The sequence below is a fragment of the Streptomyces sp. NPDC001157 genome, from assembly GCF_053598255.1.
In genome coordinates, this window is record NZ_JBSFJW010000008.1 from 216,257 (window position 1) to 241,867 (window position 25,611).

General features: G+C 70.9%; 25 protein-coding genes. 12 read left to right on the forward strand and 13 right to left on the reverse strand.

Going from position 1 to position 25,611, the window contains the following annotated elements; translation table 11 throughout:
• Positions 1–38: 38 nt before the first annotated feature.
• From ACWDAG_RS17730 to ACWDAG_RS17755, 6 genes are all read left to right on the forward strand, one after another.
• Positions 39–2,264, forward strand: coding sequence for an acetate--CoA ligase family protein (locus ACWDAG_RS17730; RefSeq protein ID WP_450696503.1), 2,226 nt, complete (start codon positions 39–41; stop codon positions 2,262–2,264).
• Entirely contained in the window at positions 2,255–3,046 is a 792-nt protein-coding gene (locus ACWDAG_RS17735; RefSeq protein ID WP_450696504.1) for an enoyl-CoA hydratase/isomerase family protein, read from the forward strand. The genes ACWDAG_RS17730 and ACWDAG_RS17735 overlap by 10 nt, the downstream gene beginning before the upstream one ends.
• A gap of 40 nt (positions 3,047–3,086) precedes the next feature.
• On the forward strand, positions 3,087–3,698 hold the full coding sequence (locus tag ACWDAG_RS17740; RefSeq protein ID WP_450696505.1) for a flavin reductase family protein: 612 nt from the start codon (positions 3,087–3,089) through the stop codon (positions 3,696–3,698).
• Positions 3,699–3,832: 134 nt separating this feature from the next.
• Positions 3,833–3,970, forward strand: coding sequence for a hypothetical protein (locus ACWDAG_RS17745; protein ID WP_450696506.1), 138 nt, complete (start codon positions 3,833–3,835; stop codon positions 3,968–3,970).
• Between the two features lie 45 nt (positions 3,971–4,015).
• The gene (locus ACWDAG_RS17750) at positions 4,016–4,168 is read left to right on the forward strand and encodes a DNA-binding protein (RefSeq protein ID WP_450696507.1); all 153 of its coding nucleotides are present in this window, start codon (positions 4,016–4,018) and stop codon (positions 4,166–4,168) included.
• A gap of 3 nt (positions 4,169–4,171) precedes the next feature.
• A complete protein-coding gene (locus ACWDAG_RS17755; protein WP_450696508.1) occupies positions 4,172–4,471 on the forward strand; it encodes a helix-turn-helix domain-containing protein in 300 nt (99 codons plus the stop codon).
• Between the two features lie 10 nt (positions 4,472–4,481).
• On the opposite strand, the gene ACWDAG_RS17760 is transcribed toward ACWDAG_RS17755, so the two are convergent.
• On the reverse strand, positions 4,482–5,807 hold the full coding sequence (locus ACWDAG_RS17760; protein ID WP_450696616.1) for an MFS transporter: 1,326 nt from the start codon (positions 5,805–5,807) through the stop codon (positions 4,482–4,484).
• 59 nt (positions 5,808–5,866) lie between these two features.
• Between ACWDAG_RS17760 and ACWDAG_RS17765 the strand changes: the two genes are divergently transcribed.
• Positions 5,867–6,952 (forward strand): GlxA family transcriptional regulator, encoded by a 1,086-nt coding sequence (locus ACWDAG_RS17765; protein ID WP_450696509.1) that lies wholly within the window; start codon positions 5,867–5,869, stop codon positions 6,950–6,952.
• Here ACWDAG_RS17765 and ACWDAG_RS17770 read toward each other — a convergent pair.
• The 3 genes from ACWDAG_RS17770 to ACWDAG_RS17780 form a co-directional block, all read right to left on the reverse strand.
• Complete coding sequence (locus tag ACWDAG_RS17770) at positions 6,949–7,998, reverse strand: Zn-dependent alcohol dehydrogenase (protein WP_450696510.1); 1,050 nt, start codon at positions 7,996–7,998, stop codon at positions 6,949–6,951. The genes ACWDAG_RS17765 and ACWDAG_RS17770 overlap by 4 nt on opposite strands.
• Positions 7,998–9,146 (reverse strand): acyl-CoA dehydrogenase family protein, encoded by a 1,149-nt coding sequence (locus ACWDAG_RS17775; RefSeq protein WP_450696511.1) that lies wholly within the window; start codon positions 9,144–9,146, stop codon positions 7,998–8,000. The genes ACWDAG_RS17770 and ACWDAG_RS17775 overlap by 1 nt, the downstream gene beginning before the upstream one ends.
• A 111-nt stretch (positions 9,147–9,257) precedes the next feature.
• Positions 9,258–10,169 carry an SDR family oxidoreductase gene (locus tag ACWDAG_RS17780; RefSeq protein WP_450696512.1) on the reverse strand — a complete coding sequence of 304 codons (912 nt, stop codon included), beginning with the start codon at positions 10,167–10,169 and terminating at the stop codon, positions 9,258–9,260.
• Positions 10,170–10,253: 84 nt separating this feature from the next.
• On the opposite strand from ACWDAG_RS17780, the gene ACWDAG_RS17785 reads away from it, so the two are divergent.
• Positions 10,254–11,180, forward strand: coding sequence for a cyclase family protein (locus ACWDAG_RS17785; RefSeq protein WP_450696513.1), 927 nt, complete (start codon positions 10,254–10,256; stop codon positions 11,178–11,180).
• A gap of 366 nt (positions 11,181–11,546) precedes the next feature.
• Here the strand turns inward: ACWDAG_RS17785 and ACWDAG_RS17790 are convergent, their stop codons facing one another.
• The 4 genes from ACWDAG_RS17790 to ACWDAG_RS17805 form a co-directional block, all read right to left on the reverse strand.
• Positions 11,547–12,008 carry an ATP-binding protein gene (locus ACWDAG_RS17790; protein WP_450696617.1) on the reverse strand — a complete coding sequence of 154 codons (462 nt, stop codon included), beginning with the start codon at positions 12,006–12,008 and terminating at the stop codon, positions 11,547–11,549.
• A 487-nt stretch (positions 12,009–12,495) separates the two neighbouring features.
• Entirely contained in the window at positions 12,496–13,446 is a 951-nt protein-coding gene (locus ACWDAG_RS17795; RefSeq protein ID WP_450696514.1) for an acyl-CoA dehydrogenase family protein, read from the reverse strand.
• A gap of 3 nt (positions 13,447–13,449) precedes the next feature.
• Complete coding sequence (locus ACWDAG_RS17800; protein WP_450696515.1) at positions 13,450–14,583, reverse strand: acyl-CoA dehydrogenase family protein; 1,134 nt, start codon at positions 14,581–14,583, stop codon at positions 13,450–13,452.
• Between the two features lie 7 nt (positions 14,584–14,590).
• Positions 14,591–15,784 (reverse strand): amidohydrolase family protein, encoded by a 1,194-nt coding sequence (locus ACWDAG_RS17805; protein ID WP_450696516.1) that lies wholly within the window; start codon positions 15,782–15,784, stop codon positions 14,591–14,593.
• A 173-nt stretch (positions 15,785–15,957) separates the two neighbouring features.
• Here ACWDAG_RS17805 and ACWDAG_RS17810 point away from each other — a divergent pair, with 173 nt between their 5' ends.
• Positions 15,958–17,475, forward strand: coding sequence for a class I adenylate-forming enzyme family protein (locus ACWDAG_RS17810; protein ID WP_450696517.1), 1,518 nt, complete (start codon positions 15,958–15,960; stop codon positions 17,473–17,475).
• Here the strand turns inward: ACWDAG_RS17810 and ACWDAG_RS17815 are convergent.
• Together ACWDAG_RS17815 and ACWDAG_RS17820 are read right to left on the reverse strand one after the other, a co-directional pair.
• A complete protein-coding gene (locus ACWDAG_RS17815; RefSeq protein WP_450696518.1) occupies positions 17,454–17,966 on the reverse strand; it encodes an EF-hand domain-containing protein in 513 nt (170 codons plus the stop codon). The two genes, ACWDAG_RS17810 and ACWDAG_RS17815, sit on opposite strands and share 22 nt — an antisense overlap.
• A gap of 169 nt (positions 17,967–18,135) precedes the next feature.
• The gene (locus tag ACWDAG_RS17820) at positions 18,136–18,516 is read right to left on the reverse strand and encodes an STAS domain-containing protein (protein WP_030940995.1); all 381 of its coding nucleotides are present in this window, start codon (positions 18,514–18,516) and stop codon (positions 18,136–18,138) included.
• Positions 18,517–18,819: 303 nt separating this feature from the next.
• Between ACWDAG_RS17820 and ACWDAG_RS17825 the strand changes: the two genes are divergently transcribed.
• Positions 18,820–19,401, forward strand: a complete 582-nt coding sequence (locus tag ACWDAG_RS17825; protein WP_450696519.1) for a sigma-70 family RNA polymerase sigma factor — start codon at positions 18,820–18,822, stop codon at positions 19,399–19,401.
• 122 nt (positions 19,402–19,523) lie between these two features.
• Positions 19,524–20,840, forward strand: coding sequence for a maleylpyruvate isomerase N-terminal domain-containing protein (locus ACWDAG_RS17830; RefSeq protein WP_450696618.1), 1,317 nt, complete (start codon positions 19,524–19,526; stop codon positions 20,838–20,840).
• Between the two features lie 193 nt (positions 20,841–21,033).
• Here ACWDAG_RS17830 and purU read toward each other — a convergent pair whose 3' ends face one another.
• A complete protein-coding gene (gene purU / locus ACWDAG_RS17835; protein WP_450696520.1) occupies positions 21,034–21,915 on the reverse strand; it encodes a formyltetrahydrofolate deformylase in 882 nt (293 codons plus the stop codon).
• A 46-nt stretch (positions 21,916–21,961) separates the two neighbouring features.
• A complete protein-coding gene (locus ACWDAG_RS17840) occupies positions 21,962–22,462 on the reverse strand; it encodes an SCO4402 family protein (protein ID WP_450696521.1) in 501 nt (166 codons plus the stop codon).
• 117 nt (positions 22,463–22,579) lie between these two features.
• Here ACWDAG_RS17840 and ACWDAG_RS17845 point away from each other — a divergent pair, with 117 nt between their 5' ends.
• The gene (locus ACWDAG_RS17845; RefSeq protein ID WP_450696522.1) at positions 22,580–23,887 is read left to right on the forward strand and encodes an ABC transporter substrate-binding protein; all 1,308 of its coding nucleotides are present in this window, start codon (positions 22,580–22,582) and stop codon (positions 23,885–23,887) included.
• Between the two features lie 22 nt (positions 23,888–23,909).
• Here ACWDAG_RS17845 and ACWDAG_RS17850 read toward each other — a convergent pair whose 3' ends face one another.
• Positions 23,910–25,514 (reverse strand): hypothetical protein, encoded by a 1,605-nt coding sequence (locus ACWDAG_RS17850; RefSeq protein WP_450696523.1) that lies wholly within the window; start codon positions 25,512–25,514, stop codon positions 23,910–23,912.
• Between the last annotated feature and the right edge of the window lie 97 nt (positions 25,515–25,611).

The window sequence follows — 25,611 nt, forward strand, 5'->3', positions numbered from 1 at the left end:
AGCTGTCTCAGAGCTGTCTCAGAGGAGCGGGCGGACCGATGCTTGGATCAACCCACGGCACTCTCACCACCGACTCCCGCCGGGCCCGGGTCATCGCCTGTGGGGAGCAACCCGGGCCCGCCGTCCACGGCAGGCCCGCCGAAGTCGACGACCTCGACGTCAGCGGCCTGCCCCTGTACGCCGACGTACCCGATCTGGACAAGTTCTTCCGGCCCGAGTCCGTCGCCGTGGTCGGCGCCTCGGACACCGAGGGGCGGCCCAACACCGGTATCACCCGGCAGTTGGTGGGCTGGGCGGAGCGGGTCGGGGCGCGGCTGCACCCCGTCCACCCGAGCCGCCCGTCCGTCTTCGGCATCCCCTGCTCCCCTTCCGTCGCCGATCTGCCCGAGCAGGTCGACCTCGCCGTACTGCTGATCGCCGATCCCCTGCCGGTGGTCGAGGAACTGGCCGAGGCCAAGGTGAAGTTCGCGGTCGTCTTCGCCTCCGGGTTCGCGGAGACCGGTGCGGAGGGTGCGGCCGCGCAGCAGCGGCTGGCGGGGGCCGTACGGCGCTCCGGGATGCGGCTGCTCGGCCCCAACACCAACCTCAACGCCTTCGAGCGGTTCCGGGACGACCTCGACGGACCGGCCATCGCGCTCATCACCCAGTCCGGCCACCAGGGCCGGCCCGTCTTCTCCCTCCAGGACCTCGGCATCCGGCTATCCCACTGGGCGCCCACCGGCAACGAGGCCGACCTGGAGACCGCCGACTTCATCTCCTACTTCGCCGAGCAGCCCGAGGTCGGTGCCATCGCCTGCTACGTCGAGGGGCTGAAGGACGGCCGTTCCTTCCTGCTCGCCGCCGACCGGGCCGCCCGGCGCGGGGTGCCGGTGGTCGCCGTGAAGGTGGGCCGCACGGAGACGGGCTCCCGCACGGCCGCCTCCCACACCGGCAAGCTGACCGGCGCGGACACGGTGGTGGACGCGGCGATGCGCCAGTTCGGCGTGATCCGGGTGGACGGGCTCGACGAACTCCAGGACACCGCAACCCTGTTGGCCCGCGCCCGGCCGCCGCGCGCGGACGGCGTCGTCGTCTATTCGATCTCGGGCGGCACGGGCGCGCACTTCGCCGACCTGGCGACCGAGGCGGGGCTGCGGCTGCCCGTTTTCTCGGAGGCCAAGCAGGCCGAGCTGCACCAGTGGATACCGGACTACCTGAGTGTGGCCAACCCGGTCGACAACGGCGGGCATCCGGTCGGCGACTGGCGCGGCCGGAAGATCATCGACGCGATCCTGGACGACCCGGACGTAGGCGTCCTGATCTGCCCGATCACCGGGCCCTTCCCTCCCCTCAGCGACAAGCTCGTCCAGGACCTGGTGGACGCGGCCGAGCACACGGACAAGCTGGTCTGCGTGGTCTGGGGCTCCCCGGTCGGCACCGAGCCGGCCTACCGCGAGGTCCTCCTCGGCTCCTCCCGGGTGGCCACCTTCCGCACCGTCGCGAACTGCATCACCGCCGTCCGCGCCTACCTCGACCACCACCGCTTCACCTCCGGCTACCGCTCCCCCTTCGACGAGGCCCCCCGCACCACCTCGCCCTCCTTCCGCAAGGCGCAGGCGCTGATGCGCCCGGGCAAGCAGCTCAGCGAACATGCGGCGAAGCAACTGCTGCGGGCGTACGGGATCCGCGTACCGCGTGAGCAGTTGGTGACCAGCGCGGCGGCGGCCGTACGCGCGGCGGGCCTGGTGGGCTACCCGGTGGTGATGAAGGCGTCCGGCGCGCAGATCGCCCACAAGACCGAGCTGGGACTGGTCAAGATCGAGCTGACCTCCGCCAGCCAGGTCCGTGACGCCTACCGGGAGTTGACCGACATCGCGCGCTACGAGGGCGTGTCCCTGGACGGCGTCCTGGTGTGCCAGATGGTCGAGCGGGGCGTCGAGATGGTCGTGGGCGTCACGCACGACGAGCTGTTCGGGCCGACCGTGACGGTCGGGCTCGGCGGGGTGCTGGTCGAGGTCCTGCACGACGTCGCCGTACGGGTGCCGCCGTTCGGCGAGGACCAGGCCCTCGCGATGCTCTCCGACCTGCGCGGCCGGGCCCTGCTCGACGGGGTCAGGGGACGGCCCCCGGCCGACCTGGACGCGCTCGTCGAAGTCGTCCTGCGGGTGCAGCGCATGGCGCTGGAACTCGGGGACGAGCTCGCGGAGCTCGACATCAACCCGCTGATGGTGCTGCCCAGGGGGCAGGGGGCCGTGGCGCTGGACGCGTTGGCGGTGTGCCGGTGACCGAGGTGCTGCACACGGCCGACGGCCAGGTCTCGTACATCACCCTCAACCGGCCCGACGCACTCAATGCCATCACGCCCGAGCAGCGGGAGACCGTCATCGGGCTTCTCGCCGAGGCGTCCGCGGACCCGGACGTGAGGGCCGTCGTCCTCACCGGAACGGGGCGCGGTTTCTGTGCGGGAGCCGATCTGCGGGGCGGCTCGGGTGGCGGCGAGCGGGTGGCCGGCGATGTGGCCCGCATGCTCCGCCTGGGCGCCCAGCACCTGATCGCCGCCGTCCTGGACTGCGAGAAGCCGGTGATCGCGGCGGTGAACGGCACGGCGGCCGGCCTCGGCGCCCATCTCGCGCTCGCCTGCGACCTCGTACTGGCCGCGGAGTCGGCCAGGTTCATCGAGGTGTTCGTACGGCGGGGGCTGGTCCCGGACGGCGGCGGGGCGTATCTCCTCCCCCGCCTGGTCGGCCCGCAGCGCGCCAAGGAGCTGATGTTCTTCGGCGACGCCCTGTCCGCGACCGAGGCCGAACGCCTGGGCCTGGTCAACCGGGTCGTCCCGGACGCCGAGCTGGACAAGACGGCCCGCGAGTGGGCGGCACGCCTGGCCGCGGGTCCCACCCGCGCCCTCGCCCTGACCAAACAGCTGGTCAACGCCTCCCTGGACGCCGACCGAGCGACGGCCTTCGCCGCCGAGGCGGCCGCCCAGGAGATCAACATGACGACCGAGGACGCCCAGGAAGGCGTACGGAGCTTCGTGGAGCGCAGAATCCCCGAGTACAGGGGCCGCTGACCTTCCCATCTGACGAACCGTCAGCTTCAATGGAGGGGTGATGGGACACGCAGGGGCGGCCGCCGCCGCCGTCCGCTACCTCAGGTCGGCCGGCACCGCGGCCCCCGTAGAAGCGCTGCCGCGCCCGGAGCTGCGGTGCGTCGGTGAGGACGAGCGCGCCCCCGTCGACCAGGCCGAGTTCCGGCGCGTCCTCGGCAGCTTCGCGACGGGCGTCACCGTCATCACCGCCCCCGCCACCGACGGCGAGTCCACTCCCGCCGGCTTCGCCTGCCAGTCCTTCTCCTCCCTCTCCCTCGACCCGCCGCTGGTCGCCTTCATGGTCGGCCGTACGTCGACGACCTGGCCGCGCATCGCCCGCGCGGGCGCCTTCTGCGTGAACGTCCTGGGCGCCCACCAGGGCGAGTTGTGCCGCGGCTTCGCGGTGAGCGGCGCGGACAAGTTCGCGGGGGTGGCGTACGACGCGGCGCCGGCGTCCGGCTCTCCACGCCTCACAGGAGCCGCCGCCTGGATCGACTGCACGATCCACGCCGTACACACCGGCGGCGACCACCTCATCGTGGTCGGCCGGGTGGACGCTCTGGGCACGGGCGAGGCCCCCGACGGGCCATTGATCTTCCATCGGGGGCGGTTCGGTCGGCTCGACGGCTCTTGAGACGACGGCCGACCGCCGCACTGACGTGACGCCGTACGCCGCCCCAGGCGCGCACCTTCGCCCGCGTCACTCGATTGGGTGCACCCCGAGTGATCTACGGCCACACCGGCTAGGGTGTTCATAACGTCGCTGTTATGACGTGGGGTGAAGTAGAGCTGGAGCCGGAAGTGGCGCAGTGGTTTCTCGCATTGACCGCCGGCCACCGCGGTACAGCCGCGTTCTATGTGGATCTGCTGGCCGCCCGCGGTCCGCTGCTCGGCGAACCGTACTAGCGGCAGCTGGACGGGAAGCTGCGCATCCACCTCGATACCGACTCGGTGCGCATCACCTACTGGATCGCATCGGGCCGACGGATCATCTTGCTGACGGTGTTCCGCAAGCAGCGGATGCGCGAGAGCGCGCAGGTCGACCGCGCCCGGCGGGCAATGGCGCGCTGCATCGAGGAACAGCACGCAGTGGACGAGGTGTAGGACATGAGTGAGCGCTGGAGCTGGAACGAGCTGCGAGACGACGCCCTCGCCTCATCAGAAGCCCGGGAGGCGTACGACGCCGCGCGGATCCGCTTCGAGCTGGGCCACGCCGTACGCGAGCGGCGCGAGGCGCTGGGTATGACACAGGCCCAGCTCGCGCAGGCCACAGGTATGCGGCAGCCGGCCGTGGCACGGTTCGAGGCAGGCGGGACCATGCCCACTTTGCCTCTGCTCGAACGACTCGCCGTCGCTCTCGGCATGCGTCTCCACGTCGGATTCGAGCCCCTCGACCGCGCGAGCTGAGGCACGGCACTCAAGCTGAAACCGCCACGGGGACGACCGGCCTCCGCCGGATCACCAACGCCATCAACGCCGCCACCGCGCACAGCGCCCCGGACGCGTACCAGACCATGTCGTACGAGCCGAATACGTCTCGCGCGACGCCCCCGAGGAAGGCCACGAGCGCGGCGCCGACCTGGTGGGAGGCGAGGACCCAGCCGAAGACGATCGCGCTGTCGTCGCCGTACTGCTCCCGGCACAGGGCGACCGTCGGTGGGACGGTGGCGACCCAGTCGAGGCCGTAGAAGACGATGAAGAAGAGCATCGGGGGGTGGACCGAGGGGGCGAGCAGCATGGGGAGGAAGAGGAGGGAGACGCCGCGCAGGGCGTAGTAGACCGCCAGCAGTCGGCGCGGTTCGAAGCGGTCCGTGAACCAGCCGGAGGCGATCGTGCCGACCACGTCGAAGACGCCGATGACCGCGAGCAGCGAGGCCGCCGCCGTGACGGGCATACCGTGGTCGTGGGCGGCGGGCACGAAGTGGGTCTGGATCAGGCCGTTGGTGGAGGCGCCGCAGATCGCGAAGGTACCGGCCAGCAGCCAGAAGGTGCCGGTGCGGGATGCCGAGAAGAGGACCTTGACCGCGCGGCGGGCGGCCCCGACCGCGGGCTCCGGCTTCGGCACGAACTTCGGGGCGCCGTACGGCTTCAGGCCCACGTCCGCCGGGTGGTCGCGCAGCAGCAGCCAGACGAAGGGGACGACCGCGAGGGCGGCGAGGGCCACCGTGACGGCCGCCGGACGCCAGTCGTGCTTCTCGACGATCCAGGACAGCAGCGGCAGGAAGATCAGCTGGCCGGAGGCCGAAGCGGCGGTGAGGATGCCGGTGACCAGGCCCCGGCGCTCGGTGAACCAGCGGTTGGTGACCGTCGCGGCGAAGGCGAGGGCCATCGAGCCGGAGCCCAGTCCGACCAGCAGGCCCCAGCACAGCAGCAGCTGCCAGGCGGCGGTCATCCACACCGTCAGGCCCGAGCCGAGCGCTATCACGGTCAGCGCCACCGCCACGACCTTGCGGATACCGAAGCGGTCCATCAGCGCCGCCGCGAACGGGGCGGTGAGGCCGTACAGCGCGAGGTTGACCGAGACCGCGGCCCCGATCGTGCCGCGCGACCAGCCGAACTCCTGGTGCAGCGGGTCGATGAGCAGGCCGGGGAGCGAGCGGAAGGCGGCCGCGCCGATGATCGTCACGAAGGTGACGGCGGCGACGAACCACGCCCGGTGGATACGGGTGCGAGGGGAGCGCCCGGACTCGGGGTCCGTTTCGACTGCTGCGGATTCGGTTGTCTGGGTCACGACATAGAGCATCCAGTCCGGAACCGAGCGCATCCACTGGCCCGAAGGACAGCATTCGCTAGGATCGGGCCATGAGCAGTGAGCCGACCGACCCGGAGTTCCGCCCGCACCGCGTGGTCGTCCTCGCCCTGGACGGCCTGCTCCCCTTCGAGCTGGGCATCCCGCACCGCATCTTCGGGCGCCCCAGGGACGCCCGTGGACGCCATCTGTACGAGGTCGTGACCTGCTCGATCCGGCCACCGGGCCCAGTGCTCACCGACGCCGACTTCGCCGTCCAGGTCGAGAACGGTCCGGAGGCCCTGGCCACCGCCGACACGGTCGTCGTCCCGGCGTCGTACCAACTCGGTCCGGTCTTCGAGGAGGGCGTCCTCACCGAGGAGCTGGCCGCCGCTCTCGCCCACATCCGGCCCGGCACCCGGCTCGCCTCCATCTGCACCGGTGTGTTCGTGCTCGCCGCGGCCGGCTATCTCGACGGCCGCCCCGCGACCACCCACTGGGCGGAGACCGACCAGCTGCAACGCCTCTTCCCGAAGATCGACGTCGACCCGAACGTCCTGTTCATCGACGACGGCGACGTCCTGACCTCGGCCGGCGTCGCGGCCGGGATCGACCTGTGCCTGCACATGGTGCGCCGCGACCACGGCACCGCCGTCGCCAACGACATCGCCCGCCGCACGGTCGTACCGCCGCACCGCGACGGCGGCCAGGCGCAGTACATCCAACGCCCGGTCCCCGAGCCCCAGTTGGCGACCACACGAGGAGCCCGCGCCTGGGCCCTGGGCCGCCTCCACGAGCCGATCCAGCTCCGCGACATGGCCGCGCAGGAGTCCATGTCGGTACGCACCTTCACCCGCCGCTTCCGCGAGGAGGTCGGCGTCAGCCCCGGCCAGTGGCTCACCCAGCAGCGCGTGGAGCGGGCACGACACCTGCTGGAGTCGACCGACCTGTCCGTCGACCAGGTGGCACAGGACGCGGGCTTCGGCACGGCACAGTCGATGCGGCAGCACCTGCAGACGGTCCTCGGAGTCACGCCCACCGCGTATCGCCGTGCCTTCCGCGCCGGGGCGCTGACCGGCGAGAAGGTGAGCAGCCAAAACCCGGAGGTGAGCACCCGGAACCAGAAGGGGAGCAGCCAGAACCAGAAGGTGAGCACCTAGAAGGTGAGCACCCCCCTGGCCACCCGCCCCGCCTCCGCATCCGCCTTCGCCTTCTCGAAGTCCTCGATCGGGTACGTCTCGGTCACCAGCTCGTCCAGCAGCAGCCGCCCTTCGCGGTACAGGTCGGCGTAGAGCGCGATGTCCCGCTGCGGCCGCGAAGAGCCGTACCGGCAGCCCAGGATGGACTTGTCGAGGTACATGGAGGAAACGAGGAAGGACGCCTCCGCGGTCGCCACGGGCACACCCAGCAGCACCGCCTGGCCGTGCCGGTCGAGCAGGTCGATCGCCTGCCGGATCAGTTCCACCCGCCCGACGCACTCGAAGGCGTGGTCGGCCCCGGTGGGCAGGATCTCCTTCACCCCGTCCGTCGACGTCAGGAAGTGCGTCGCCCCGAACTGCCGGGCCACCGCCTCCTTCGCCGGGTTCGCGTCGACGGCGACGATCCGCAGGGCACCCGCGATCCGCGCGCCCTGGATGACATTGAGCCCGATGCCGCCGGTGCCGATGACCAGCACGCTGTCCCCGCGGTCGACCCTCGCCCGGTTGAGCACGGCGCCCACCCCGGTCAGCACCCCGCACCCGATCAACGCGGCGGCCGGCAGCGGAAGGTCCTCGGGAATCCGGACCGCCTGCACCGCCTTCACCACGGTCCGCTCCGCGAACGCCGAGTTGGAGGCGAACTGGTACACCGGCCGTCCGCCTTGCACGAACGGCCGCCCGGGCCGCCCGATCGCCTGTCGGCACATCGTCGGCCGCCCCCGGTCGCACTCCGCGCACGTACCGCAGTTGGCCAGCGTGGAGAGCGCGACATGATCACCCACCCTCACATGCGTGACCCCGGCGCCGACGGCCTCCACCACCCCCGCCCCTTCATGCCCCAGCACCACAGGAACGGGGAAAGGTATGGTCCCGTCCACCACGGACAGATCGCTGTGGCACAACCCGGCTGCCGAGATGGCGACCTGTACCTCCCCCGGCCCCGGCTCCCGCACCTCCAGGTCGGCCACGACCTCGACCTGCTTGCCGTCGAACACCACACCGCGCATCAGAAGACCCCCTTGGGCTCCCTGGGCAGGCCGAGCACACGCTCGGCGATGATCGTGCGCTGGACCTGGTCCGAACCGCCGTAGATCGTGTCGGCCCGGGAGAACAGGAACAGATGCTGCAACGAGTCGAGTTCGTACGGCGCCGTCGGCGACCAGTCCACCGGCCCGACCCCCGCCGCGGCCCCGCGCACCTGCACCGCCAGCTCCCCGAGCCGCTGATGCCAGCCGCCCCACAACAACTTGGCCACGCTGGACGCCCCCGCGTCCCCGCCGCCCCCCAGCGTCCGCAGAGCGTTCCACCGCATGGCCCGCAGCTCGGCCCACTGCCGCACCAACCGTTCCCGTACGACGGGATCGGCGACCGCCCCCGTCTCCACGGCGGCCCGCACCACCCGCCCCAACTCCTGTGCGAACCCGATCTGCTGGGCCAGCGTGGAAACCCCCCGCTCGAACCCGAGCAGACTCATCGCGACCTTCCAGCCGCCGCCTTCACCCCCGACGACGTGCTCCACGCGCGCGTGTGCCCCGTCGAAGAAGACCTCGTTGAAATCGCTGGTCCCGGTCAGCTGCCGAATGGGCCGCACCTCGATCCGCCCCGGCTGGTCCATGGGGACGAGGAGGAAGGTCAGTCCATGGTGCCGACGGGACCCGGGTTCGGTCCGCGCCAGCACAAAGCACCAGTCGGCCTCGTGCGCCAGCGAGGTCCAGATCTTCTGCCCGGTGATCCGATAGCCCGCCCCTTCACGGACGGCCGCGGTCCGGACCCCGGCGAGATCCGATCCCGCACCGGGTTCGCTGTACCCCTGACACCACAGCTCGTCACCGGCCGCGACAGGGGGAAGGAACCGGCTCTTCTGATCCGGTGTTCCATGGGCGAGCAGAGTGGGCGCAAGCAGCTTCTCCCCGATGTGCCCCGACCGCGGCGGAGCCCCAGAGCGGGCGTACTCCTCGGCCCAGACGACCTGTTGGGTGAGCGTGGCAGTCCGATTGCCGTACCCGGCTTCCGACCACCCGAGCCCGATCCAACCGGCTTTCCCGAGATTGCGCTCCCAGACCCGCCGGTCCTGCCCGGCGTCGGCGTGCTCGCAGAGCCACGCCCGAGCCTCGGCCCGAAACGCCTCATCCTCAGCGGCAAACCCGAAGTCCACCGGATCTCCTCTCAACGCCGATCACGGCAACGGCTTTCAGGGGCGCGGGGAACTGCGCGACCAGCCACAACGAGCCCGCACTCGCCAAACAAAGCGGACGCCCCGAGGCGATTAGGCGTTCGGCCGATCACCCCTGGCAGCGGCCTCCTCCATCGCCGCCAACCGCTCAAGCATCGGCATCGGATCCACCCCCACCGCCCCCGGCAAAACCTCCGCAACCCGCTCAGGCGTCCAAGAACCCTCGGCATACGCCGAGCGAAGCTCCCGCGGCTGAGCCCAAACCGCCAACTTCGGCCCGGCGATCGTGTACACCTGCCCGGTGATCCCCTGCTCCTTCGCCCGATCGGACAGCAGATACACCACCAGGGCAGCCACATCCTCCGGCTCCCCGATCTCCGTCAGCTCCACAGGAACGTTCGCCGACATCCGCGTACGGGCAACGGGCGCCACCGCATTGGCACTCACGCCGTACTTGTGCAGGCCCAGCGCGGCGCTCCGCACCAGCGAGATGATCCCGCCCTTCGCGGCGCTGTAATTGGCCTGCGAAACCGACCCCTGATGGTTCCCGCTGGTGAACCCGATCAACGTCCCCGCCCGCTGCTGCCGCATCACCGCGGAAGCCGCCCGAAACACAGTGAACGTGCCCTTCAGGTGAGTGGCGACCACCGGGTCCCACTCCTCCTCGGACATGTTGAAAAGCATCCGTTCCCGCAGGATCCCGGCCACGCACACCACACCGTCGAGCCGCCCGTACGACGAGAGAGCGACGTCGACCACCCGCTGCCCGCCGGCCATCGTGGACACGTCGTCGGCCACCGCGACGGCGTCCCCGCCCGCCGCCTCGATCTCCTTGACGACACCCTCGGCGACCTCGCTGGTGGGCGAAGCCCCGTCGACGGCGACCCCGTAGTCGTTGACGACGACCTTCGCCCCCTCGGCCGCCGCGGCCAGCGCCACCGCACGGCCGATGCCCCGTCCGGCGCCCGTCACGGCGACGACCTTGCCTGCCAAGAAGTTCCCCACGTCCGGCCCCTTCCCGCGGTTTCTGACGGACCGTTAGATTTTATGACCCGTCAGATACCTGGAGACAAGCCCCGGGGAGAGCCGATGTCGATGCCTGCCGAGTTCGACGAGATCGCGGGGCGCGTGAACAACTGGGGCCGTTGGGGCGCCGACGACGAGATCGGCACCCTCAACCTGATCACCGACGAGGTCGTCCGCGAGGCCGCCGCGACCGTCCGCACGGGCCGCCGCATCCCCCTCGCGCTGCCCCTGCAGCAGGACGGCGTGCAGACCGGGATGATCCCGGGGCGGGTCAATCCGCTGCACGCGATGGTCCAGATCAACCAGGAGCTGTTCGGCCCGGGGTCGGTGGCGTGCAGCGACGACGCCGTGACCATGGGGCTGCAGGCCGCCACCCACTGGGACGCGCTGCCCCATGTCTCGCACTCGGGCCGGCTCTACAACGGCCGCCCCGCCGGCACCATCACCCCGCACGGCGGCGCCGAGTTCAGCGGCATCGACAAGGCGCGGCACCTCGTCTCACGTGGGGTGCTGCTGGACGTGGCACGCGCGCGTGGCGTCGACCGGCTGGAGGGCGGGCACGCGGTCACCCCCGAGGACCTGGAGGCCGCCGAGGACATGGCCGGTACGCGCGTGCGTGCCGGCGACGTCGTGCTCGTACGGACCGGACAGATCCAGGTCTGTCTCGCGGGCGACAAGCACGCGTACGGCTACCCCTCCCCGGGCCTGTCGATCCGTACCCCGGAGTGGTTCCATGCGCGCGATGTCGCCGCCGTCGCGAACGACACCCTCACGTTCGAGATCTTTCCGCCGGAGATCGAGGACCTGTGGCTGCCCGTGCACGCGCTCGACCTGGTGGAGATGGGGATGCTGCAGGGCCAGAACTGGAATCTCGAAGAGTTGTCCACAGCCTGTGGAGAATCGGGCCGGTATGCGTTCCTGCTGTCGGCGATGCCCGAGCCCTTCGTCGGCGCGACGGGGACTCCGGTGGCCCCCGTCGCCATCCTGTGAGGTTCGTCGACCGGCGGCGCGGTGCTCCCGCCCCGAGCACGGCACCACGCGCCGCCGACCGACTCGGCGCACCCGCCCCGGCTCCTCCTGGCCCTGAGGGAGCCGACGCCGAATCACGATCCGCACTCGTCGAGGGCTCCCGTCACCGAAGCCCTCGTCGTCCCCTCACGGCGAATCGCTGACCACAAGCGTGATCAAACGGACACGATGCGTCAACACCCGTACGGGGATTTATTACTTAAGCCCAATTTGTCGCGGGCGCGCACAGAAGCACGTCCCGGCGCATCGCCTCAGTCGGCCAGGGCATGAGAGCGGTTTCTGCGACCGTGCACCGGAGCTGACAGATCTTCGGCACCCGTGCGCCGGTCACACCGCCTCGAACGCCAGCCCCTCGTACGCCGTCGCACCGCCCACGCAGGCCTCCGCGGTCTGCCGGGTCTGTGCGCAGCGGTCGAGTTCGCACCAGATGCGCTTGCCTGCACCTTCGGGGCTCCAGCCCCAGCGGTCGGCGAGACCGTCGACGAGGGCGAGGCCGCGGCCGCCGGTCGCGTCACCGTCGGCGCACCGGGGCACGGGGGCCCGGTCGCTGGTGTCGGCCACCTCCAGGCGGACGGTTGCCGATTCGGCGGCCACGCCTGGCAGGGAGAGTCGCAGCACGGCCGGACAGCCGGTGTGTACAACGGCGTTGGTGACGAGTTCGGAGACGAGCAGGATCAACGTCTCGGCGAGCGGCTCGTCGACCTCTATCCCGGACCCGGCGAGGCGGGAACGCGCCCACCTCCGGGCTCGCCCCACCTCAGCGGGGTCGGGCCGGACTTCCAGCTGCACCTGAAGCACCTGCACCGCTCACACCATCCGAACCGGCGGACACATGACCTCGCGCCACGCGCGCGCCGCAACGAGGGCCACGATCGTAGCCATTTTCTGCATGACCAGGACAACAGTCAGTACAGAGCCCAGAGCAAGGGTCACGGACTGTGAATCCCTTAAGAGACAGCATGGTTGACGTACAGTCACGCCAACAAGCGCTTCGGGCATATTCCAGCGCGAAGGAGTACCCGTGCGGCATACTGTGCGACGCTCACTGCGGGGACTCGAACAGGCCAGTTCCGGCATCACCCCGGGGGCAACACCGGTACGGCTCATGCTCGGACCCACTCGCATCTCACAGAAGGTACCGGAGCGGGACGCCGACTCCAGGACGTGACGGGTCACGCATAGGACACAACCCGATATCAACGCTCCGTAATTCCGGTATGCCACAATCCGCGACAACTGCGAGGGCGGCTTCCGCGACATCCCAGGCCGGCGCCGTTCAGGCCACCAGATCGGCCGCAAGCCGCTCCTCACTCTCCGTGACTCCACCGCCACGTTGCGCCCGCACCCATGACCGCTTCAGATGCAGATGCACCTCGCAGTCCCAGGTGAAGCCCATGCCGCCGTGCACCTGGAGGCAGTCGCGGGCGCCGCGCACGGCGGCCTCGTCGGCGAGCAGCCGGGCCACAGCGATGTCGGTGCGGTCGGCGGTGACGGCGGCCGCGTAGACCGCGGCACGTGCCACCTCCGCGCGCACCAGCATCTGCGCGCACAGATGCTTGACGGCCTGAAAGGCCCCGATCGGCTGCCCGAACTGCTCGCGAGTCCGGGCGTGTTGCACGGCCAGCTCGCACACGCGCACGGCGGTGCCGAGCTGCTCGGCGGCAGTGAGGAGTTCTGCGACGGGATCCGGGGGTGCCGGTGCGGGCACCCGGTGCAGCGGCGTCAACGGGTCCACCGACCGCAACGGTACGGCGCCCTCGGCACCGGGCCGCACGACATCGGCCTCGTCCAGCCACTCCACGAGCCGCCCGGCGGCGGCAGCCACGACGGTCTCCCCGGTGGCAGCTCCGGGCACCTCCCCCGCAGCGAGATGCGTCGCCACGAGGGGCCCGGGCACCAACGCCCGGCCGGCCTCCTCGAACGCCAACACGGCTTCGGGCAGCCCGAGTCCGACCCCACCGTCGGCCTCGGACAAGCGCAGTGAGAAGAGCCCGAGCTCCCCGAGCGCCCGCCAAAACGCACGGTCGAGACAAGGCGGGGGATTAACCGCCGTCGGCTGAAAGGTGCCGGGGTCGGCAGCGCCCTGAAGGGGCGCGGAGCTGTGTCGATTTGCGGCTTCGCCGCGGGGCGCGACAAGCCACGACGGACCCGCAGACAACCGACGGCCGACCACATCCCGCACAGCACCCTGCAACCCCCGTTGCTCCGCGGTCAATTGAAAACGCACACCTCACCGCCCCTTCGGCAACCCAAGAATCCGCTCAGCCACGATGTTCTGCTGAATCTGCGAGGTCCCCGCCGCGATGGTGTACGAAAGCGACGACAGCCGGTCGAGCACCCAGGGCCGTTCCAAGTCCAGGGAGTCCGCTCCCAGAACCTCAGCGGCCACGTCATACAACTCCTGCCGCGCATGCGAATACCGCAGTTTGAAAACCGACCCCCCCACCCCGGGCACGCCGCCGGAGGCCTCCGACTCGCTCACGTTCCACTGGATCAACCGCCACAGCCCCCGGAACTCCGCATTCAGCCTCCCGAGGCGCCGCCGGAGCACCGGATCGTCCCAGCAGCCGCGCCTGCGCGCCTCCGCGGCGAGTTCACCCAGCACCCGCCGACAGGCGACCACCTCGCCCACGAACGCCGTGCCGCGCTCGAACGACAGCGTCACCATCGTCACGCGCCAGCCGTCGTTCTCGTCCCCGACCCGGTTCGCGACCGGCACCCGCACCTCGTCGAGGAACACCTCCGCGAACTCGGCCGACCCGGCAAGGGTCCGCAGCGGTCGTACGGTGATGCCGGGCAAGGACATGGGCATGGCCAGCCAGGTGATCCCACGATGCTTGGGGGCCGCCGGGTCGGTACGGACCAACAGCTCGCACCAGTCGGCCACTTCGGCGTGCGAGGTCCAGATCTTGGACCCGCTCACCACGTACTCGTCGCCGTCCCTGCACGCGCGCGTGCGCAGTGCCGCGAGGTCGGAGCCGGCGTCCGGTTCGCTGAAGCCCTGGCACCAGACCTCCTCGCCGCGCAGGATCGGCGGAAGCCAGCGGGCCCGCTGCTCGTCGGTCCCCTCGGCGGCGACCGTCGGCCCGGCGTGCAGCAGTCCGACGAAGTTCGCGCCCACATAGGGCGCGCCGGCCTTCTCGGTCTCCTCCAGGAAGATCAGGCGAACGCTCGGTGTGCCGCCCCAGTGGACGTCGGCGTAGCCGGCGTCGTACAGCATCCGCTGCCACCCGAGGTCGTACGCCCTGCGCCCCGGCCAGTCGTCCGGGGAGGGCTTCGGCGGCAGTGTCGGCAGCACCTTGCCGAGCCACTCCCGCAGCCGCGCCCGGAACTCCTCCTCTTCCGGCGTGTACGACAGGTCCATGGGCGGCCTACTTGTCGAAGTCCAGGTCCAGCATGCGGATCGCGTTGCCCCGCATCAGCTTGTAGACCGTCTCGTCGTCGAGGCCCTTCACATGGTCGAGAGCGACCTCCTTGGTGTGCGGGAAGGTCGAGTCGACGTGCGGGTAGTCGGTCTCGAAGGTGGCGTTGTCCCGGCCCACCACGTCCAGCGAGGCGACCCCGTGCTTGTCGCGGAAGAAGCAGCAGAACATCTGCCGGTAGTAGTACGTCGACGGGGGCTCCGGGATCAGGTCGCGCACCCCGCCCCAGGCGCGGTGTTCCTCCCAGACGTCGTCGGCGCGTTCCAGGGCGTACGGGATCCAGCCCATCTGACCCTCGGAGTAGGCGAGTTTGAGGGTCGGGAACTTCACCAGCACGCCGCTGAACAGATAGTCCATCATCGAGGCCATGGCGTTGTTGAAGCTCAGTGACGCCTGGACGGCGGGGGGCGCATCAGGGGAGGCGGCCGGCATCTGGGAGCTGGAGCCGATGTGCATGTTGACGACCGTCCCGGTCTCCTGGCAGACCGCGAAGAAGGGGTCCCAGTAGCCGGAGTGGATGGAGGGCAGGCCGAGGTAGGTGGGGATCTCGGAGAAGGTGACCGCCTTCACCCCGCGCGCGGCGTTGCGCCGGATCTCCGCGACCGCCAGGTCGACGTCCCACAGCGGGATCAGGCAGAGCGGGATGAGCCGGCCGCCGCTGTCGCCGCACCACTCCTCGACCATCCAGTCGTTGTAGGCGCGCACACAGGCCAGCGCGACCTCCTTGTCGTGCGCCTCGGCGAAGGTCTGCCCGCAGAAGCGCGGGAAGGACGGGAAGCAGAGGCTGGCCTCGACATGGTTGAGGTCCATGTCCTCCAGCCGGGCCTTGGGGTCCCAGCAGCCGCGCCGCATCTCCTCCCTGGTGATGCCCTCCAGGGTCATCTCGTCGCGGTCGAAGCCGACGGCGGCGATGTTGCGCTTGTACGGGAACTTCAGGTCCTCGTAGATCCACCAGTCGGTCGGCTGGCCCTCCGGGTCCATCGTGATCCGGTACTTCCCGCCGATGTAGGCGAGCTCGCCGATTCCGGCAGTGAGGGCCTGCGGACCCCGGTCGCGGTATTTCTCCGGCAGCCAGGTCTCGAAGAGGTGGGCGGGCTCGATCACGTGGTCGTCGACGCTGATGATGCGGGGCAGTTCGGTCATGTTCCCCTCCGCCGGCACGAGCCGTATCTGATGGGTCGTCAGATTACGAATACGCCTAGCAGGCTAGCCCCGCCCCTCTGGACCGACAAGGCGCCGAGCCCTACGCTCTGCGCACGATCTGACTGCCCGTCAGTTCGGCATCAGCTCCGTGTCAGCTCCACGAGGGGGCCGCCGTGACCGACACCGCCCACGCACTGAGCGCATCCCGCACCCTCTGGGACCTGGTCGCCCGCCGCGCCGACCTCACCCCCGATCGGCCCGTCCTCCTCCAGGACGACCGCTCGCTGAGCTTCGGCGAGCTGCGCGCGCGTGCCGAGCGCGTCGCGGCCGGCCTGTACGACATGGGCGTCCGCCCCGGCACGGTGGTCGCCTGGCAGCTGCCCACCCGGATCGAGACCGCCCTGCTGTCCTTCGCACTGGCCCGCCTGAGTGCCGTACAGACGCCGGTCATCCCGTTCTACCGGGACCGCGAGGTCGGCTTCGCGCTGCGGGAGTCCAAGGCCGAGTTCTTCGCCGTACCCGGTGAGTGGCGGGGCTTCGACCACACCGGGATGGCGCGGCGGCTCGGCGCGAAGGGCGTCTTCGAGGCGTACGACGTGCTGCCGGACGGCGATCCGGGGGTGCTGCCTCCGCCGCCCTCCGACGGCACCTCCGTGCGCTGGATCTACTGGACCTCGGGTACGACCTCCGACCCCAAGGGTGTGCTGCACACGGACCGTTCGCTGATCGCGGGCGGGTCGTGTCTCGCACACGCGCTGCGGCTGTCGGCGGAGGACGTGGGGTCCATGGCCTTCCCGTACGCCCATATCGCCGGACCGGACTACACGGTGATGCTGCTCCTGTACGGCTTCCCGGCGGTGATGTTCGAGCACTTCGCCCTGCCGGAGGCGCTGGAGGGCTACCGCAGGCACGGGGTGACGGTGGCGGGCGGTTCGACGGCGTTCTACTCGATGTTCCTGGCCGAGCAGCGCAAGCAGCCCGGCCGGAAGGTCATTCCCTCGCTACGGCTGCTCGCGGGCGGCGGGGCGCCGAAGCCGCCGGAGGTGTATCACTCCGTCGTACGGGAGATGGGGGTGCAGCTCACTCACGGGTACGGCATGACCGAGGTGCCGATGATCACCATGGGGGCGCCGGACGACACCGTGGAGAACCTGGCGACGACGGAGGGGCGGCCGCCGGAGGGGATGGAGATACGGATCGTCGACGGCGAGGTGCGGCTGCGCGGGGAGGCCGTGTGCCAGGGGTATCTGGATCCGGTGCAGACGGCGGAGGCCTTCGACGAGGAGGGGTTTCTGCGCACCGGTGACCTGGGGTTCGTCACGGACAGCGGGCATCTGGTCCTCACCGGGCGGCTCAAGGACGTGATCATCCGCAAGGGCGAGAACATCTCGGCGAAGGAGATCGAGGATCTGCTGGCCGCGCACCCGGCCGTCGGGGACGTCGCGGTGATCGGGCTGCCCGACGCCGAGCGCGGGGAGCGGGTGTGCGCAGTGATCGAGATGGGGGCACAGCCGCAAGGCGCCGGGGAGTTGACCCTGGACGCGGTCACCTCGTACCTGCGCGCGGAAGGGCTGTCGGTGCACAAGCTGCCGGAGCAGCTTGAGGTGGTGGACGCCCTTCCGCGGGGCGAGACGCTGCGGAAGGTGCTCAAGTACAAGCTGCGGGAGCGCTACTCGGGGACGGTGAAGTAGCGGGCGAACGCCGGGACGATCTCCGCCTCGCCGACCTTGCCGTCGCCGTCGGTGTCGAGCGCCGCGGCGGCGGTCCGGGCGATGTCCTCGGGCACGCCCAGGATGCGCAGCACGCGCGCGGTGTCCTCGACGGTGGCCGCCCCGTCGCCGTCGGTGTCGGCGATGTCGAGGGCCGCATGCAGGAAGGGGCGGGCGATCTCGGCGAACCGCTCGGGGTTGTCGCGCAGCCGCTTGACCGCGCCGTACACGAACTCCTCGCGGTCGATGCGCTGGTCGCCGTCCCGGTCCGCTATCCCTGCCATGCCCTGCCAGAACGCCTCGGCTCCGCCGTACAGTGCCTGGCCCTTGTCGGAGCGGGCCGCTACGGCGAACTCGGCGAGCAGCGCCTTGGCCGCTGAGCTGAAGTCCTCGCGGTCGATGTAGCCGTTGCCGTCCTGGTCGAAGGTGGCGAACCGGGCCGCGATCCGGCGCTCGTACTCGCTGCTGACCATGTCTTTCGGGCCGCCTTACGTCATCTCGGGTGCATCTCGTCGGAGCGTACGACGCGGGAGACCGTCCGGGCGCGGGAAAGCGGCGCTTGTGCCAAGACCGGGGGAATTTCGGGACAACTGTGTGGCACACAGCGGTTGTCTGTGCCCCCTCGCACAGCTTTCGCCCAGGTCAGGCCGAAAGCGGATCGGCCTCTTCCGCGACCGCCGACGCCACGTCGGCGTACACGTCGAACAGTCGGCGCACACCCAGGGCGCCCAGGACCCGGTTGACGTGCGAGCCCTCGACGGCGCCCTGGGCCGGGAGTATCAGGCGCAGGGTGCCCTGGCAGGAGCGGATGAGGCGGCGGGCGGCGATGAGCACGCCGACGCCACTGGAGTCGCAGAAGAAGACCTCGGAGAGGTCGAGGACGAGGCCGTGGCGGCCGTCGGCCACCACGTCGTGCACCCGCTGACGCAGCACCGGCGACGTCACCAGGTCCAGCTCGCCCGACACACGGAGCACGGTCCAGTCGCCCTGCTCACCGCCGGTCACATAGAACGCCACCACCATGCCCTTCGCTCGCCGGACCCCCCGCAAACGGAAGTCGTCCCTTCGCTTCCTTGCAGCGCGGCTGCCCAGCGGCCGTTCCCTGAAACACGACGCGAGAAACGGAAACTGATCGAAAGAGGCTTGTTTTAGTCGACTTCGATCCTGTTCGATCAGGTCTGATCGAAGGTCGAGCGGGTAGGCAGGCACAGAACGCAGGCTGCACACATTGCGACAAAGCGACGTGCACTGTCGTAGGTGCCGACTACATTCGAGGAGACGATGGACGCAGCCGGGCCGACGAACGGGCAGGGGTGAGGGGGCCGTATGACGAAGAAGGACGCACCGCCCCGCTGGGACCGCAAGATGCAGCAGCGACTCGCACGCGGTGAGGCGGCCGCCCTCGGCGAGCTCTACGACCGGTTCGCCTCCCTCGTGCACGGCCTGGCCCACCGCGTCCTCGGGGACGAGCGCGCGGCCGACGGCATCACGCGCGAGGTCTTCGCCCACGTCTGGGAACACCCCGAGGCGTACGACCCCAGGCAGGGCCCCCTGCGCTCCTGGGTCGCCACGCTGACCCACCGCCTCGCCGTGCAGCGGCTGCGCGCCACCGAGACCGCCGCCCTGGCCCAGGGCTCCGGCGGCTCCGCCGAGGACCTGGAGCGCAAGGTGCGCCACGCCTCGGTCGCCGCCCGCGCCGACTACATCGTCACGTCCATGCCCGCCCCGCTGCGCGCCGCCCTGGACCTGGCCTACTTCCAGCGCCGCGACTACCGCCAGACCGCCGCCGACCTCGGCGTCACCGAGGACGAGGCCCGCCGCCGGCTCCGCCTGGGCCTGCAGCTCCTGGCCACCGCCCACGACGCCGGCGCACCCGGGGCACCGCCCGGTTACGGGGGTGCCGTGTGAACGACGCAGGCAGCGCGGACCGCTTCGAGCACGGGGGATTCGACGGCGAGCACGACCCCGACGGCAGGAGCGGCCCCGCGGGCGAGGGCGGCTTCGGTGACCGGCACGACCAACCCGACGAGCTGGACAAGGACGAGCAGGACAAGGACGAGCAGGAGGAGGGGTACGGCATCCCGGGCGGACCCGTGAACAGCGACGGCAACGACACCGGCCAGAGCCCCGGGCAGCCGCCCCGCATACCGATGCCCCGCGCCTCCGTCGAGGACGGCGGACGGCCGCTGCCCGCCCTGGAGGACCTGGCGGCGGCGCCGCGGCCCGCCCCGCTGGTCCTGGAGCACCGCGTCCTGAAGTCGCTCCTCGGCGCCTGGGCGCTGGCCGCCTGCTCGGCGGACGAGACGGCGGCCGTCGAGGAGCACCTGGGCGACTGCGGCTCCTGCGCCGACGAGGCGCTGCGGCTGCGTGAGGCGGTCGGCCTGCTGCACCAGCCGGAGAGCCTCGACCTGGATCCGGGCCTGCGCACCCGCGTCCTCGACAGCTGCCTCGACCGGCGCCCGCCCCGCATCCCGGTACCCGGCTGGGCGGCTCCGTACGACGCGGAGGCCGCCCGGCTCGACGCCCTGCTGCAGGACATCGGGGACGCCGAATGGCACGCGCCCGTGCGGCTGCGCTGGTTCGAGGCCGAGGGCCCGATGACCCGTCGTACGACGGTCGCCGGGGTCATCGCCCACCTGCTGTCGGTCGACGGGCTGGTCGCGGTCGCCCTCGGCCTGGACGACCCGCTGGGCGACGTCGCCGCGGACGGCCCCACACCCCGGGCCCGCACCGAGGCGTACTGGCGCGCCTCGCACTTCCCGCCCAACCGTTCCGTACGGGCGCCCTGGCGCGAGCTGACCCACGACCTCGTCCGCACGGTGTCCTTCGCCCATGACTCGGGGCCCGCCCGGCCGACCGTCTCCTACGGCGACTTCGAGCTGCCGCTGCGGGACGCGATGCTGGACCGGGCCTTCGAGTGCTGGGTGCACGCCGAGGACATCGCCGAGGCCGTCGACTACCCGTACGAGCCGCCCGCCCCACGCCATATGCACCGCATGATCGACCTCGCGGCGCGTGTCCTGCCGGACGTACTCGCGACCCGGCGCCGGGCCGGGCTGGCCTCGCCTCCCCACCACCGGCACCTGGTCCCGGCGGGCGAGCCGGGCCGCAGCCTGCGGCTGGAGATCGAAGGGACGGGCGGCGGCGAGTGGCTGATCCCCCTCGACTCCCCCGCGGCGGTCGGCTCCGCCGCGCACGAGGTGGCCCATGTGGCCCTGGACGGCGCGGAGTTCTGCCGCCTGGCAGCGGGGCATGTGCCTCCGGCGGAGGCTGCGGCTGGGCAGGTCGGTGACCGTCAGGCCATCAAGGATGTGCTGTTCGCGGCGGCGAGCTTGAGCCGGATGTAGGGGTGGGTTGCGGTTCGTTGGCGGCTGCGGGTCGGTGGGGGCTGGTCGCGCAGTTCCCCGCGCCCCTGAAAAGCCGTGGGTGCACCGCGTGGTTCTTAGGGGCGCGGGGCTGTATCGATATGCGGCTCCGCCGCGTGGGCGCGAGAAACCACGACGCACCCGCACCCGCCCGACAACCAGCAGCCCCGAGCTACTAGGCGAACACAACCGTCCGACGCCCGTTGAGCAGAATGCGCCGCTCGGCATGCCACTTCACGGCCCGCGCCAGCGCCTGGCACTCGACATCCCGCCCGATCGCCACCAGCTGATCCGGCGTGACGTCATGCCCCACCCGCTCGACCTCCTGCTCGATGATCGGCCCCTCGTCGAGATCGGCGGTGACATAGTGCGCCGTCGCACCGATCAGCTTCACACCCCTGGCATGAGCCTGGTGATACGGCTTCGCGCCCTTGAAGCTCGGCAGGAAGGAATGGTGGATATTGATGATCCGCCCGCTGAGCTGCTTGCACAGATCGTCGGAGAGGACCTGCATATAGCGGGCGAGCACCACCAGCTCGACCTCTTCCTCACGGACGATCTCCAGCAGCCGGGCCTCGGCCTCCGCTTTGGTGTCCTTCGTCACCGGAATGTGGTGGAAAGGAATGTTGTACGAGCCGACCAGCTCGGCGAACTCCGTGTGGTTGGACACCACCGCCGCGATCTCCACCGGCAGCGCCCCGATCCGCGCCCGGAACAGCAGGTCGTTCAGGCAGTGCCCGAACTTGCTGACCATGAGGACGATGCGCATCTTCTCGTCGGCCCGGTTGATCTGCCAGTCCATGTGGAAGGAGTCACCGATCGCCGTGAAGCTCGCCCGCAGCTTGTCCACCGTCACCGGAGCCTCGGCGGAGAAGTGGACGCGCATGAAGAACAGACCCGTGTCGTGGTCGCCGAACTGCTGGCTGTCCTCGATGTTGCAGCCGGTCATGAAGAGATAGCTCGACACGGCGTGCACGATGCCCTGCTTGTCGGGGCAGGAGAGCGTGAGGACGTACTGGTCGTCGGGGGCCGCGGCTCGGGTGGACTGCTCGTTCATGCAGGACAGGGTCCCATAACCGAGCCCCGGTCCGGACCTGAGTCCGCTACGCGGACCTGGTCATGATCCGCAGCACCTCAAGCGTGCGCGGCGGCGCGTCCGGGTCCTCCCCGTCGGCTGTCGCCATCCGCACGTGCGCGTCCCGGGCCGCTCGGACCGCCTCCGGCCAGGCCTGGTTCTGGACGTACGCGGAGACCGGGGCGTCGGGCCCGACCTGGTGCATGATCCGCAGCACCCGGAGCACGGCGGTGTCGACGAGAGCCGCCTCCTGGGAGTCCCGGAATATCGTGCCCACGTACTTCTCGGCGGACCAGTTGTCCAGCCAGGTGTCCTCGACCAGGCGGTACACGGCGTCGGTCACGTCCCCGTATCCGTCGACGCCGGCCAGCCAGACGTTCTGCTGGAACGTCGGGTCGGAGAGCATGTGCAGCGCGGAGCGCACATTGCTGCGCCAGCGCCACCACGGCATGTCGTTCAGTGGCATGCCGCCCATGGTGGAGGAGCGACGGCCGCGACGGGAAGAGTTCTCCGAACCTTGCACGGTCATCGATCGTACGTTCTCCCGCTCGGGCGTCCCACCGACCCCCGTAATTCACCTTTACGTCACCAGTCGATAACCGAAGGTCACCCCCGGGTTGGCGATGTGGCGGAAGCGTGTGTGCCCATGACCGGCAGGCGACGCAATCGCAGCACCTTCCTCCCCACACGCACCCGGCCTCGCAGAGCCACCGCCCTCTCGGCGGGGGCGCTGGTCGCATGTGCCTCGCTCGCCGCCGGTTGCGGGGTCATCCCCGGTACCACGGGGGGTTCCGGGGATGCCCCGATCACCGTCATGACCTGGGCACCTTCGGACACCAACGCGACCAACAAGCCCGGCATGCCCGCCTTCGCGCAGGCCTACGCCCGCTGGATCAACGCCCACGGCGGCATCAACGGCCGCAAGCTGAAGGTCCTGACCTGCAACGAGCACAACGACAGCGTGGCCGCCGCGAAGTGCGCCCGCCTCGCCGTCAAGGAGAACGTCGTCGCGGTCGTCGGCTCCTACAGCCAGTACGGCGACTCCTACCTCCCCGAGCTGGAGGGCGCCGGAATCCCCTACATCGGCGGCTACGGCGTCACGACCGCCGAGTTCACCAGCCCCATGTCCTACCCGGTCAACGGCGGCCAGCCCGCCCTGCTGGCCGGCCTCGGCAGGGAGCTCGCCGGCGACTGCGGCCCGGTGGCGCTCGTACGGCCCGACAGCATCGCGGGCGACGAACTGCCCGCCGTGCTCGACTCCGGCCTGAAGACGGGCGGGCACCGTCCCGCGATCGACCAGCGGGCGGCGGACGACACCACCGAGTACTCGGGGCCCTCGCAGCGGGCACTGACGGCCACGACCGGCGACCAGGCGAAGAAGGGGTGCGTGATCCCCGCCCTGGGGGACCGCACCGACACCTTCATGGACTCCTTCCGGCGCGACCGCGAGGACCACCCCGCGGTGCGGACCGCCACCACGCTCGACAGCGTCGACCAGACGGTGATCAACGAGTCCGGCGGCCAGTCGGGGCCGTACGAAGGGTCGTACGTCACCGGCTGGTACCCGGTGTCGAGCGACCCGCGCTGGAACGCCATGAAGAAGGTGATCCAGGAGCAGGCCTTCGGCGACAACCGCATCGACGCCTCGGACACCGGGGTGCAGACGACGTGGATCGCCTACACCGTGTTCCGGTCCGTCGTCGCCTCGCTGGGCGGCGGCGATGTGTCCTCCGACACGGTGCGCAAGGCCCTCGACAACGGGCTGAAGGTCGATACGGGTGGACTGACGCCGACGCTGCGGTGGTCCTCCGAGAGCCCGCTGGCCGCCATCGGCTTCTCCCGCATGGTCAATGCCGACGTGACGCTCCAGGTCGTGCGTCAGGGCCAACTCGTGGCGGCGAAGAGGGGGTTCGTGGACGTGACCAGGACCCTGCAGAACGCGGACGTCAACTGAGGCTCACGTCCGCGCGTGCACGTCACAGCTGGGTCGGTCGGCGCTGGGTCAGGCCGTACGTCTTCGCGATGGCGTTCCACAGCTGGGCCGCCTTGACCTTCTGCTGGCTGGCGGTGCCGCTCTCGCGGTTGCCTGCCGCGGTCTGGCCGGTGGGACGGGCCTGGCCCTTCTTGCAGCCCTTCTTGCCGCCGACCTGGTCGGCCCAGGCCGCGTAGTGGTTGTCCGCCGCGGCGGACGCCTGCCAGGCCCTGGTGAGGGAGGCGGTGAGCGCGGCGTGGTTCGGGAGCTTGTCGACGGGCAGGCCGGACAGCCGGGTGACCAGTTCGGTGCGCTGCTTGGCCGCGTCGCGCAGGTCGGAGGCGGCCTGAGAGAGGTCCTTGCACCCCTTCACGGCGGCCACCGCCTGGATCACCGAGGCCCGGCTGTCACCGCTGTCGGCGAGCAGCTTGTCCAGGGCGACGGCCTGCTGCTTCGCCGGATCCCCGGCCGAGGAGGCGGAGCCGTCGGCCGCCGGGGCCGTGGCGGAGACGGGCTGGTTCTTGTCCTTGCTGTCGCCGCCTCCGCCGCCGAGCAGCGCGCCGGCGCCGACACCGAGCACGACGATGCCGACACCGATCGCGGCGATGAGCGGCACCCGCGACCTGCCCTGGCGGCCCCCGTGGCCGTCGTCCGCCGCCGGGGGGTACGCACCCTGCGGGGAGTACGCGCCCTGCGGGGAGTACGCGCCCTGCGGGGGCGGCTGCTGGAAGCGCGGCATCTGCTGCGTGGCCTGAGCGGGGCTCTCGCCCGGCCCACTGCGGAACAGGTTGTCGAACTCGGCAGGCGGCTGCCGGTCCCCGCCCTGCGGCATGCCGTACGGCGTCTGCCCGGCCACGGGCGGTATGTACTGAGTGGCCTCGGAGTCGGGCCCGGCCGCATGCGGCACATGTCCAAGGAACTGCGTCGCCTCGGAGACCGATCCACCTCCGCCCATCTCCGGCGGCAACGCCCCCGGTGCAACGGGCGGAATGTACTGGGTCGCCCCTTCGGCGTCGGATACGGCCGGGACGGGCGGTATGTACTGGGTTGCCCCCTCATCCACAGCAGGCGGCAGCGGAGCACCACCGGGGACGGCAGGAGGCAGCGGCGCGGCAGCGGCGCCGTAACCAAAGGTGTGGGCGGGCGGCAGGGGTGCGTTCGCCGGGGGCTGCGACGGCGCGGGCTGGGCGCCGTACGACGGGGCCGCGGTGCCCTCAGGGGGCAGCGGTCCGGACGCGGGCGCACCCCACTGGTCGGGGGGCGGCGACTGCTGCTGGTCGGGTGCTCCCCATGCCTGGGCCGGTGCCGTCGGCCAGCCCTGACCCGGCGGCGAGGCCGGGCCCTGCTGCTGGTCGGGGCCCCACGGCGTGCCCCAGGCCTGGCCGCCGGGCGGGGCCGCGGCCGGGGCCTGCGGGCTGCCGTACGGGCCGGTCTGCTGACCGCCGTACGGGCCCGACTGCTGACCGCCGTACGAGCCCGTCTGCGGGCCGCTCGGAGCCTGTGGGCCCTGCATGCCCGGCAGCAGGGGCTCGCCGCCGTCGGAGGGCAGCACGATGCCTTCGCGCGCTTCGCGCGGCGAGGGCTCCTCGCCCTGTCCACTCTGCGTCACCGGGACTCCTACGAATGGGGGACCTTCGGAATCGTCGGCTCACGCTACCGGGTCCCCCGAGCCGGGTGCCACGCAGCTCAGGACGCAACCTCCTTCC